At 60.6% G+C, this 10,923-nt stretch carries 10 protein-coding genes and 3 tRNA genes; 6 read left to right on the plus strand and 7 right to left on the minus strand.

Annotated features, from left to right (window positions below; genetic code table 11):
• Nucleotides 1–3: 3 nt before the first annotated feature.
• Nucleotides 4–1,446: a 3-isopropylmalate dehydratase large subunit gene (gene leuC, locus HMPREF2526_RS11950; protein WP_070547366.1), complete on the minus strand. Its 1,443-nt coding sequence runs from the start codon at nucleotides 1,444–1,446 to the stop codon at nucleotides 4–6.
• Between the two features lie 48 nt (nucleotides 1,447–1,494).
• Here leuC and HMPREF2526_RS11955 point away from each other — a divergent pair, with 48 nt between their 5' ends.
• Entirely contained in the window at nucleotides 1,495–2,208 is a 714-nt protein-coding gene (locus HMPREF2526_RS11955; RefSeq protein ID WP_049154911.1) for an IclR family transcriptional regulator, read from the plus strand.
• Between the two features lie 40 nt (nucleotides 2,209–2,248).
• Here HMPREF2526_RS11955 and HMPREF2526_RS11960 read toward each other — a convergent pair whose 3' ends face one another.
• Nucleotides 2,249–3,052 (minus strand): chymotrypsin family serine protease, encoded by an 804-nt coding sequence (locus HMPREF2526_RS11960; protein ID WP_049154912.1) that lies wholly within the window; start codon nucleotides 3,050–3,052, stop codon nucleotides 2,249–2,251.
• A gap of 171 nt (nucleotides 3,053–3,223) precedes the next feature.
• Here HMPREF2526_RS11960 and HMPREF2526_RS13090 point away from each other — a divergent pair, with 171 nt between their 5' ends.
• Complete coding sequence (locus HMPREF2526_RS13090; protein ID WP_070681158.1) at nucleotides 3,224–3,514, plus strand: hypothetical protein; 291 nt, start codon at nucleotides 3,224–3,226, stop codon at nucleotides 3,512–3,514.
• Nucleotides 3,515–3,646: 132 nt separating this feature from the next.
• Entirely contained in the window at nucleotides 3,647–4,402 is a 756-nt protein-coding gene (locus HMPREF2526_RS11970; RefSeq protein WP_070547367.1) for a hypothetical protein, read from the plus strand.
• 58 nt (nucleotides 4,403–4,460) lie between these two features.
• On the opposite strand, the gene HMPREF2526_RS11975 is transcribed toward HMPREF2526_RS11970, so the two are convergent.
• Nucleotides 4,461–4,533 (minus strand) — tRNA-Glu (locus HMPREF2526_RS11975).
• 635 nt (nucleotides 4,534–5,168) lie between these two features.
• On the opposite strand from HMPREF2526_RS11975, the gene HMPREF2526_RS11980 reads away from it, so the two are divergent.
• Entirely contained in the window at nucleotides 5,169–5,573 is a 405-nt protein-coding gene (locus HMPREF2526_RS11980) for a hypothetical protein (RefSeq protein WP_070547368.1), read from the plus strand.
• The gene (locus HMPREF2526_RS11985; RefSeq protein WP_070547369.1) at nucleotides 5,566–5,895 is read left to right on the plus strand and encodes a transcriptional regulator; all 330 of its coding nucleotides are present in this window, start codon (nucleotides 5,566–5,568) and stop codon (nucleotides 5,893–5,895) included. Before HMPREF2526_RS11980 ends, HMPREF2526_RS11985 begins: the two co-directional genes overlap by 8 nt.
• Here HMPREF2526_RS11985 and HMPREF2526_RS11990 read toward each other — a convergent pair.
• From HMPREF2526_RS11990 to gltX, 4 genes are all read right to left on the minus strand, one after another.
• Nucleotides 5,890–6,453 (minus strand): RBBP9/YdeN family alpha/beta hydrolase, encoded by a 564-nt coding sequence (locus HMPREF2526_RS11990; protein WP_049157187.1) that lies wholly within the window; start codon nucleotides 6,451–6,453, stop codon nucleotides 5,890–5,892. The genes HMPREF2526_RS11985 and HMPREF2526_RS11990 overlap by 6 nt on opposite strands.
• Nucleotides 6,454–6,509: 56 nt before the next feature.
• Nucleotides 6,510–6,585: transfer RNA gene (locus HMPREF2526_RS11995), tRNA-Glu, on the minus strand.
• A 56-nt stretch (nucleotides 6,586–6,641) separates the two neighbouring features.
• Nucleotides 6,642–6,713: transfer RNA gene (locus HMPREF2526_RS12000), tRNA-Gln, on the minus strand.
• 174 nt (nucleotides 6,714–6,887) lie between these two features.
• Entirely contained in the window at nucleotides 6,888–8,387 is a 1,500-nt protein-coding gene (gene gltX, locus HMPREF2526_RS12005; protein WP_070547370.1) for a glutamate--tRNA ligase, read from the minus strand.
• Between the two features lie 161 nt (nucleotides 8,388–8,548).
• On the opposite strand from gltX, the gene HMPREF2526_RS12010 reads away from it, so the two are divergent.
• Entirely contained in the window at nucleotides 8,549–10,915 is a 2,367-nt protein-coding gene (locus HMPREF2526_RS12010) for a choice-of-anchor M domain-containing protein (protein ID WP_070547371.1), read from the plus strand.
• The last annotated feature ends 8 nt before the right edge of the window (nucleotides 10,916–10,923 follow it).

The raw sequence follows: 10,923 nt of genomic DNA on the forward strand, positions 1-10,923 counted from the left end.
TCCTTAGGCGCCGGCTACGGCGGCATCGACGATATCTGCTGGTGCGGCCAGGTGGCCCAGGACTGCTGTCGCTGCGGCAACGGCCGGGGACACTAGGTGGGTACGGCCACCGGGGCCTTGGCGGCCCTCAAAGTTGCGGTTGCTTGTCGACGCCGACCTCTCCCCTGGCTTCAGCTGGTCCGGGTTCATGCCCAGGCACATCGAGCAACCCGCGGTACGCCATTCAGCGCCGAAGTCGGTGAAGATCTTGTCCAAGCCTTCCTCCTCGGCCTGTGCCTTGACCACGGCCGATGACGGGACCACCATCATGCGGGTATCGGAAGCGATGCTACGCCCCTTGACTACCTCGGCGGCGGCGCGCAGGTCCTCGATGCGAGCGTTCGTGCACGATCCGAGGAAGACAGTATCGATCTGGATATCGCGCAACGGTGTGCCCGGCGTGAGGTCCATGTACGCCAGGGCCTTCTCGACTGCGGCCTTCTCGCCGTCGTCACCACACTCCTCCGGGTCGGGCACCACAGCGCTCAGTGGCAGACCCTGGCCCGGGTTGGTGCCCCAGGTGACAAACGGGGTGAGGGCGGAGCCATCGATCTCGACGACGGTGTCGAATTCGGCGCCATCGTCGGTCGGCAGCGTCTTCCAGTATTCAACCGCGGCATCCCAGTCCTCGCCCTGCGGGGCAAACTCGCGGCCCTTGACGTACTCAAAGGTGGTCTCATCCGGAGCCACCATGCCGGCGCGGGCACCAGCCTCGATGGACATGTTGCAGATCGTCATGCGCGCTTCCATCGACATCTTGCGAATGGCCTCGCCGCGGTACTCGATAATGTGGCCCTGGCCGCCGCCAGTGCCAATCTTGGCGATGATAGCCAAGATCAAGTCCTTGGCGGAAACACCTTCCGCCAGCTCACCGCTAACCTCGATAGCCATCGTCTTGAAAGGCTTGAGCGAAAGCGTCTGGGTGGCCATGACGTGCTCAACCTCGGAGGTACCGATGCCCATGGCAATGGAGCCGAAGGCGCCGTGCGTCGAGGTGTGCGAGTCACCACACACAATGGTCATGCCGGGCTGGGTGATACCCAACTGCGGACCAACGGTGTGGACAATGCCCTGCTGGGCATCACCCATCGAATGCAGGCGTACGCCGAACTCCTCGCAGTTCTTGCGAAGGGTAGACACCTGTGTACGGGAAACTTCGTCCTTAATCTCCAGGAGATTTCCGGTCTTTATACCCACGGTGGGAACGTTGTGATCCTCCGTGGCTAAGTGCAACTCAGGGTGCCGCATCGTCCGTCCAGCCAGGCGCAGACCGTCGAAGGCCTGCGGGCTGGTAACTTCATGCAAGAGCTGGAAGTCAATGTAGAGGAGATCAGGCTCGCCGTTCTCCCCCTTGCGCACGACATGGTCGCGCCATACCTTCTCTGCGAGTGTCAATTTCTCAGTCATGTTTCTCTCCACTTGAAATCTCAATTAATGGGACGTAGATTTCATTATATGGGAGAGTATAGCGCAGTATCAGGAATAAAGGTATTGGATCGCGCAGTTGCCATCATGATGGCCGCGACCAACCGCCCCTCCACGCTTAACGAGCTTTGTGAGACCACCGGCCTGCCCCGAGCAACCGCACACCGTCTCGCCACAGCACTCGAGGCACACCGGATCCTCACCCGCACACCCGACGGAAAGTGGGGTGCGGGCCCCGCCCTTCCCGGCAACCGCGATCGCATCATTGAAACCGCCGGGCCCATCATGGAAGAGCTCCTTGAGGCCACCGGTGAGTCCGTACAGCTCTATGAGCTATCTGGAACAACCCGCACGTGCATTGCTACACGCGAGCCGGAGATTGGCCTGCACAACGTCGTACCCGTCGGCCGCCAGCTACCCCTTACGTCCGGCTCAGCCGCCCGCATCTTCGCAGCTTTTGCGGATGTACACGTTCCCAATGCCCTCTTTAGCGAGCACGATGTCGAGCTCGCGCGCACCAACGGCTACTCCGAATCCATCGAGGAGCGCGAGTCGAATCTCGCTTCCGTTTCCGCCCCCGTCTTCGACGCCGCCGGCAACTTTATCGCCGTACTCTCTGTCTCCGGCTCCGCCGAACGATTCCGCCCCTCCCCAGCGGAGAAGTTCGCTGACGTGCTTGTCGACGCCTCCTCCCGCCTCACCGCCGCGCTATCCCACGACGCTCCGGGGAAAGCGGGACGCTAAAACTCTCCCGCTAATTCCCACCTGTCTCGATGCCAGCTGTTTAAATGCTCAGCCCGAAGTACATGGCTAGGCCGCGCAACCCTTCCGGACCCGTGCTACTCGTCGAAGACAGCGCCTCTCCCCTCTCCTGCACCAGGCGCACTGGGTTTCCCGGCTCCCGGTTGGGGCGACGCGGTACCCAGCCTTGGTGCGGCAAGTGCGCCAGCTCGTCTGCTCGCGGCATGCGAGCATAATTAGAGAAGGTTATGGTTTGCCCATCGCGGCTAGCCTGAGTGATCCCCTGGTAGATGCCCACCACACCCGGCTGCCCCGGCACGGAGACTGCTCCACCGCTGTCCCCTGGCGCCAACGCCACGTCCACAACGTAGTTCATTCCTGGGAAGAGCCCCGGGCCACGCACCGCGGTGCCACACTGGCGCTCGGTAGCCTGCCCGTCGAAGCACACCGTTGATCCCTCACCAGGCACGGGTGCCATTCCATCTCCGGTGAGCGGGTTTCCCGCAGAGTAGGTCCCACCGGCAAACTGGATATAAGCCAGGTCATGCCCCGCCGCACCCGAGGGCTTGAACCAGCGCAGTGTACCTACGTGCTGACCTGCGTCGTTATACATCTGCTCGCCATTGAGACCGCAGTGCGCCGAGGTCCATGCCCGAGTGGCCTCAACATAGCCGATGCTGCACAGAGAACCATCGGAGGCGACAATCTTTTGGCCTTGGGTAACCGGCACGCCCTCGCCAGCCATTGCGGGGGCAGCAAACCCAATGGCCAGCGAGCACGCGCCCACGACAGAAGCCAGGCCAGACAGAAGGCGCGAAGAACGGTGCTGAAGAGACTTTTTCATCATTTCCCTACTCTAGCGCTTTTCACATATGAATCACCTTTCACTTCGTGCACAGCCATCAGGGTGGGGCACCCCACCCACCCCCACTATTGAAAACATAGTGAAAATTCGCTTTACTGTAACTATCAGCTACTGAAAATGGAGTGAAAACCCCCGATTCTTTGAGGAGGAATCATGACCCACACCATCCACGACGAGCACACGCACACCCACGGCGAGGGCTGCGGCCACGTTGCCTTCCCGCACGACGATCACACTGACTACCTGCACGACGGTCACATCCACCGTGAGCACGAGGGCCACTGGGACGAGTGCGAGACGTCCGAGCACCACATTCACGAGGACCACGATCACGAGCACGGCGAGGGCTGCGGTCACGTCGCCATCCCGCACGGCGATCACGTGGACTACTTGCACGATGGCCACCGCCACGCAGCCCACGACGGTCACTGGGACTGCCACTAAGGCTCCTCGTGCTAGCACAGACTCGCTAGCACAGACTTTTGCTGCCCGCCTACTCGGTGTTCTGCACTGAGGGTTGGGCAGCTTTCCCCGTTTTCCCCCACCATATGGCTAGGCGGGCGTTAGTGTGGGGTCATGACTTCCCCGCAGACCCCTTCCTCCGCACGCCGATTCCTCACGGCATTGACCGCCGTAGCCGCCACGGGTCTACTCGCGGCTGGTTGCTCCTCCACCACCACCGAGACCGCCGCCCCAGACACGGCCCCGGCCACCTCTGAGGCAACAGAGCCATCATTCAAAAACACCTATCCGGCTTTCCAGCCGCTTAAAGACGACTCCCACGCCGAGGTGCCTGCAGGCCCCGAGCCCACCGTTCCCGGTGGCTCCGCTCCAGAAGGACAAGCAGGCGCACAGCAGCAAGGCGCACAGCAGCAAGCTGCACAACGGCAGGCACCACAAACGACGCCTCCCCACCTTCAGGGAGTAGAGCCCGGACAGTACGTCATGCCACCTGGAAGCCGGAAAACAATTGAATCCGCGCGCATTGGTTCGATCAACCACATCCACGAGCAGCTGCCAGAGAAGCAGATTAACGGCGCGAAGGTCGATGTCTTCGGCACCCCTGCCACGGTATGCCAGACAGGTGATGGCTACAACATCACCTACATCCTCGCAGGGCCGAATACCAGCTGTGATTTTGCCCGCTCGACTGCCGGCCACCTCATGGGGCTCACCATAAGCTCTTTGGAAGATCTACGCGGATACGTCCCACCACAAATCTCGGTCACCAGTCCGGTTACCCACCAGTCCTACGACCTCGCATGCAGGACCGACGACCGCGAGATCATCCGCTGCACCGGCGGTAACAACGCGGAAATCATGATCGTGTAGCACCCACGCTAAAGAAGCAAAGCGCTAAGCCACGTGCATGGCTTAGCGCTTTTCGTTGTACCCCGTACGGGATTTGAACCCGTGTTACCGGCGTGAGAGGCCGGCGTCCTAGGCCGCTAGACGAACGGGGCTCGCTTAGCTGTCCGTTGCGGACTTGCTAAACACTATAGGATCCCCAAAAGGTTGCACAAATCGGCACGTAGAAGCACCTTTTACACAGATAAAATCCCGAACCTCGTTGCCGCTTTCGGCTGCGATGGAAACATTGGCTCTCAAGGCCTGGGCGCGGATCGAATCAGTGGTTATTCCGCTGGCGTGCCGTGGGCTGCTGGGGCCGGAGCACTTGTTAGTCATCGCTAGAGGTTCGGGAGGACACGTGCGCTAACAGCATGTGGTGCAAGGCTCCTACTTCGCTCGAGTGTTGGCTTTAAGAAGTTGTGGATTATGGCGATGCCGCCTAGTACTATCTGCTAGAGTCGCGTCGGCGATAGTGATGATTTTCAGCTTCCGCCATCCGCTCTCCTTTCTGTCGGGAATGCGTTGTACCTGCAGTGTATGACCAGAAAAGGCATACCGGTAGGACTTAGACCAATTGAGCACTGGTTCACCCCCTGGTACTCCTGTGACTTTCCCGACTACCTCGCCGAAGTTCCTAGCCGGTATGGGGTAGAACCAGACCACTCAGATCGTGCGAGCAACCCACCCCTTTAGTTGCCGCTATTGCAACCGTTAGACTTGCACTAGATGCAAACAAGGGAGTCAGGTTATGAACGACGAACTCAAAGTCATTGACGAAGTTCAACAGCGCACCGCCTGGACGCAGAGCTGGTGGGCGGTAGCACTTGTAGCGCTCGGTATCGGCATCAGTCTTGCGCTAACCAAGCTGTCCTGGTGGTACACACTCGCACTCCTCATACCGACGTTCATTCTCGGTTTCCTCCTCAAGGACAGAATCGCGAACCCCTTCGTGCGGCTCGACCCCAACACGGGACCGAGAAACGATCGCGCCACGTGGTCACGCGTACTGCTCCCCGGCGCAATGATTTTCTCCACCACGCCGACGCCTGATACATGGCCATGGATGATCACCAGCGGGGTCATTGTTTCGGCAGCAACGGCTTGGATGCTCTACGAGAACCGCAACGCGGCCATAAAGGGCGCTAATGCCTAGTAAAGCATCCAACCAATCCCCTGAGCTGGACCCAGTTATCCACCCGATTAACCGCCTCAGAATCTGCGCTGCGCTCTACTCCGCCGGCGCCACCGCAGGCCGGCAAATGAGGTACAGCAAGCTCGCCGAGTTCACCGAGCTCCCCGCCGATACGCTGTCCAAACAGCTAAAGTACCTCGAGGATCACGGCTACATTAGCCGCACCCGAGAGTACGGTTCTACCCGCGCGAAGGACGCCGTGTGGGTCGCGCTCACGGAGGCGGGCGCACAGGCTTACGTGGCGCACGTGGAGGCGCTTAAAGCTATGACTGAGGGACTATAGACTGTGCAGCCACCGCGTGATGCGATCCCCCAGCTGTGGAAACTCGGTATAGCCGTCATCTTCAAGGAAATGTCCCGCGTCGTGGATGGTGATGGGCACGGCGGAGAGGGCGTCGGCAAGCTGCTGTGTGAGGGCGGGGTCTACTAGGACATCGTTGGTGGACACGAAGACCTCTGTGTGAGCGATGTGGGGCTTGACAGCAGGCACGTCGATGCGAGCCTGGCCAATGAACTCGTCAAGCTCTGGGATGACGCGAAGCTTCTCCACAAACCCAGAGACAATGAAGAGCCCAGGAAGCTCCCACTCGCCCTCCAAGGCCGTGAGATAGTGCAGCAGCGCGGTGCCGCCTAGGCTATGCGTGATGATGCAGGTATTAGCGTTTGGACGCCCAATATCGTTGCGTATCGCCTCTACCCACTCATCGAGCTTTGGAGCGTTCGGTTCCGGCAGCGCGATGGTTCGAACGGTGTGGCCATCGGCGGTCAACAGGCGCTCTAGCCACGGGAACCAGTGACTGTCTGGGCTGGCTTGGTATCCATGAACAATGTAGAAGTGCATGGTCGCCAATCATACGAAAAAAGAGCGGCAAGCTCATCGTGCTTGCCACTCTGTGGTGGTACCCCGTACGGGATTTGAACCCGTGTTACCGGCGTGAGAGGCCGGCGTCCTAGGCCGCTAGACGAACGGGGCTTAGAACTGTGACGACTTATTGCGAAGTGCTGCTGCACCTTGCGCAGTTATCACTGCTGGCCTACCAGGACTCGAACCTAGAATGACGGTACCAGAAACCGTTGTGTTGCCAATTACACCATAGGCCATTGTCGCTTCGAACTAGCTCGGGGCTTTAACCCCTCGCTGCTCGCTGCAACGGTTTATAACTATATCCAGCACTACCGATACACACAAATCGCCAGGCCAGAAAGCATTTTCGGGGCGTTAGGAGTGACACCTAACGCCCCGAAATTACAGCTCTGTGAGACTGCCCAGGAGGACTACTCAGTGCTCCACGGCGTGAGCGCCTGCGCAGCCTTGAGTCGAGCCAGCGTGGACTCCTTGCCCAGCAGCTCCATGGACTCAAACAGCGGCGGGGAGACCTGCTGACCAGAGATAGCTACGCGCAGGGCACCGTAGGCCTTGCGGGGCTTGAGGCCGAGGTCGTCGATAAGCGCGGCGGAGAGAACCTTCTCAATCTCCTCCGTCTTCCACTCCCCGAGCTCCTCCAGCTTGGCGATGGAAACCTCCAGCGGCTGGACCGCATCCTCCTTGAGGTTCTTCCGGGCCGCCTTCTCATCCAGCTCCAGTTCGGTGTCCGGCGTGGTGAGGAAGGACATGAGGCCATAGGCGTCGGACAGCGTCTTGATGCGGGTTTGCACCAGATCTGCGGCGAAAGCGAACTTCTCCTCCGGATAGTCCGCCGGGAAGTCGGTGTACTCGGTGAGATAGTCGCGCAGGCGCTGCGCAAAGTCTGCCGGCTCCAGCAAGCGAATGTGATCCGCGTTGATGGCCTCGAGCTTCTTCTGATCGAAGCGAGCCGGGTTACCCAACACGTCGTGGACGTCGAAGTTGGCGATGAGCTCGTCGACGGAGAAGATGTCCTGGTCCGCGGACAGGGACCAGCCCAAGAGCGACAGGTAGTTGAGCATGCCCTCCGGGATGATGCCGTTGTCGCGGTGATTGAACAGGTTGGACTGCGGGTCACGCTTGGACAGCTTCTTGTTCCCCTCACCCATCACGAAGGGCAGGTGGCCAAACTCAGGCGTCTTCTTGGCAATGCCGAGCTCCACGAGCGCCTCGTAGAGGGCGAGCTGGCGCGGCGTGGAAGACAGGAGGTCCTCTCCGCGCAGGACGTGGGTAACTCCCATGAGCGCATCGTCGACCGGATTAACCAGGGTATAGAGCGGCGCACCGTTCGAGCGCGCCACGACGTAGTCGGGCTGGGTCTCCGATTTGAAGGTCATCTCGCCGCGCACCAGGTCGGTCCAGGACCAATCCTTGTCCGGCATGCGCAGGCGCCAGACCGGCTTGCGGCCCTCCGCCTCGAAAGCGTCGATCTGCTCCTGGGTGAGGTCGCGGTCGAAGTTGTCGTAGCCCAGCTGCGGGTCGCGGCCGGCTGCCTTGTGGCGCTCCTGCACCTCTTCGTTGGTGGAGTAGGCCGGATAGACGTAGCCGCCATCCTTCAGCTTCTGCAGGACGTCGGCGTAGATGTCCATGCGCTGCGACTGGCGGTAAGGCTCGTCCGGGCCACCGACGTTGACACCCTCATCCCAGCCGAGGCCAAGCCAGTTCAGGGAGTCGATGATGGCCTGGTAGGACTCCTCGGAGTCACGGGCAGCATCGGTGTCTTCAATGCGGAAGATCAGCGTACCGCCAGTGTGGCGGGCATAAGCCCAGTTGAATAGTGCCGTGCGGACCATGCCCACGTGGGGCGTGCCGGTAGGTGAAGGGCAAAAACGGACGCGGACGTCGGATGTTTTTTCAGTCATGCCCACCATCGTAGTTCAGCGCCGCATCGCCGCACCGCCCGCCCCACTTGGGGGTAGTTGAACTCCGTTTCCACTAAGGCTGAGCAGCACCTTTTCCTCATACTTAACGGTACTGGTTTCCATTCCCTATAGTGAATTCTCGTTCAAGAACTGAAGAAAGGTCTCCCATCGTGGTTCGTACCCGCTACGCGGCTCTGCTTACGTGCGCCGCACTCCTCGCCTCTCCCGCTACCGCCGTTGCCGGCCCCGACGACGGCAAGCACGTGGCCACCCAAACGCACATCGACTCCCCCAAGGCGTTTTGGGAGGGTAATTCTCTCACCCTCAAGAGCCATTCCGCAGAAAGCAACCACGACCTTGCCGACACGGTCACCTGGGTGGGCAAAGGCTGGGACCAGAACGGAAGCAACCAATACCAGTTCACAGTCCCCGAGGACCCGGCACTTTCCTTCCTCGGAAAGGCTGGCACGACCTACTACATGGCACCTGCCCGCGTACAGGGCAGCCTGGACCCGGTATGGATGGGCTTCGGTGCGGACACCGAGCTGCCTGTCGATGACTTCCGCGACAACATCGCTTCTCTCGACCTCCTCAGCGTTGATGGCCCCGGCGAGGTAGAGATGTTTGGCTACTACCCCGGCCCCGGCGGCCTGCAGCGCTTCTTCGGAACCACCGAGGGTGCCCCGCATTCTGCCTGGCTGACGAGCGGCACGCACACCCACAACTACACCGTCTTCACCAAGCCTGGGCGCTACCAGCTGACCTACCGCACCACCGCGCGCGACAAGGACGGCAAGCTCATCGCTTCCGCACCGACCACCACCTCCATCCAGGTGGGCGGTCAGCGTCCGGCCGCCGATCCAACACCGTCACTCAAGGAGCGGTTCGACAAGGCCACCGCGGGAGATGCCAGCGCACAGGACTACCGGTTGACCATCGCTCCGAAAAAGTCCGGAGACAAGGATGGGGATGAGCGCCTCTCCTCCATCGACTTCACCGGCGGCAGCAACGGCACGCTCACGCTGCTGATTGACGGCTACTTCCTCACCGATCTGCCCGTGAAAGACGGTCAAGCACACTTCGATGAGTTCCTAGGCCCAGAGTCCTCCACGATCCAGGCTGTCTACACCCCGGAGGACGGCAGCCCGCGCTGGATCTCCGAGGAGTTCGCCTACTCAGAGAACGCCGAGCTTTCCACCACCTCGAAGAAGTCTGCGGAGTCCTGGGCAGAGACCACCAACCCCCGCCAGCTCTCCTCCGATCAAGAGGTTTCGGTATCTAACCCGGAGCTGTCCGCGCGGGCCATTCCGGAGGGCGAGGACGCAACACGCATCATCGTTGAGGCCGCCGATAAGAAGCTCGAAGGCTACGTCCATGGTGGCTTCTTCAGCAAGGGCAGCGAGCTTCCCGACGTGGAATTCGACGGGGTCATCAGCAACGGCCGCGCGGAGTTTGTGGTCGGCGCAGACGCAAGCTTCAACGGCAATACCGTGCGCCTGGATATCCTCCCGCACCCGAGCATCAAGCAAGATTCCGGAAGCATCACGCTCACCGAGAACTTCTCCTTTGGGCAGAAATACGAGGGCCGCGGCGCACTCGGCACAACCTCCAAGGCCCCTTCCACCAGCCCGGACAACAACACCAAGCCAGAGGCAGGAAAGTACACCGGTACGTGCGTTGACAAGGCGGTGCTCGACCATGGCCACGTCGATATCGCTGTCACTCGTGACGGCGATAAGTTCCGCACCCGCCTCAAGGACGAGACGGCCATCGTAGACAAGAAGACTGTCGAGCGCCCGCTTGATGACGTTGTCCTCGCCATCCACAACAATGCCCTGCGCCCCCGCCCGGAGGCGCTCAAGGGCAAAGACTTCGACTACCTGGGCGAGGATAAGTTCTTCCTGCTCCCCCAAACCCAAGAGCAGAGCATCATCTGGCCGGGTTATAACACCCAGGCGCTTGACTACCAGGACTACAAAGACGGCACGGTCACCCTCAACATCAAGCCCGTTGAGATGCCCGACGGCGCACAGGTGGGCCTATTCACCACCGAAGGGTTGGGCAAGGGCTTTACTCCCTTGATCAACTCCGCCGAAGGTGACTACTCCATTGAGACCACCTTCGCCTCCCACACCCACACCAACTGGGCGTTTACGAAGCCGGGCATGTACAAGCTCGAGGTCAGCTACTCGGCTACCACTACAGACGGCAAGGAGATTGCCTCTGAACCGCAGACGCTCACCGTGGCCGCCGGCGACGCCGCGATCAAGGACTGCGTGAGCGCGAAGGACGGAAACGAGGGCGGAAACAAGGGCGGAAACAAGGGCGAGGGCAACGACAAGCCCGGCAGCACCAAGCCGAACGACAACAAATCCAGCGGCGAGAAGGACATGAAGTCCTCTATGCCCAAACTCGAGGGTTTGTGGGGCCTCGTGCTTCCCGTTGTCTTGGCCATCGTGTTCCAAGGTTTCCTCAACTTCTACAACAACCACCGCGGCCAGATTGAGTCTCGCCTCAACGGCCTGCTTCATCGCTAGAAAGGACA

Source organism: Corynebacterium sp. HMSC070E08 (assembly GCF_001808895.1).
Taxonomy (GTDB): Bacteria; Actinomycetota; Actinomycetes; order Mycobacteriales; family Mycobacteriaceae; genus Corynebacterium; species Corynebacterium hiratae.

Bases quoted from the DNA above. Each gene is read 5' to 3' on its own strand.
- HMPREF2526_RS13090 (WP_070681158.1), top strand. From the start codon at position 3,224: ATGACCCACACCATCCACGACGAGCACACGCACACCCACGGCGAGGGC.
- HMPREF2526_RS11990 (WP_049157187.1), bottom strand. From the start codon at position 6,453: ATGCACTTCTACATTGTTCATGGATACCAAGCCAGCCCAGACAGTCAC.
- HMPREF2526_RS11970 (WP_070547367.1), top strand. From the start codon at position 3,647: ATGACTTCCCCGCAGACCCCTTCCTCCGCACGCCGATTCCTCACGGCA.
- gltX (WP_070547370.1), bottom strand. From the start codon at position 8,387: ATGGTGGGCATGACTGAAAAAACATCCGACGTCCGCGTCCGTTTTTGC.
- HMPREF2526_RS11955 (WP_049154911.1), top strand. From the start codon at position 1,495: ATGGGAGAGTATAGCGCAGTATCAGGAATAAAGGTATTGGATCGCGCA.
- HMPREF2526_RS11960 (WP_049154912.1), bottom strand. From the start codon at position 3,052: ATGATGAAAAAGTCTCTTCAGCACCGTTCTTCGCGCCTTCTGTCTGGC.
- HMPREF2526_RS11980 (WP_070547368.1), top strand. From the start codon at position 5,169: ATGAACGACGAACTCAAAGTCATTGACGAAGTTCAACAGCGCACCGCC.
- HMPREF2526_RS11985 (WP_070547369.1), top strand. From the start codon at position 5,566: ATGCCTAGTAAAGCATCCAACCAATCCCCTGAGCTGGACCCAGTTATC.
- leuC (WP_070547366.1), bottom strand. From the start codon at position 1,446: ATGACTGAGAAATTGACACTCGCAGAGAAGGTATGGCGCGACCATGTC.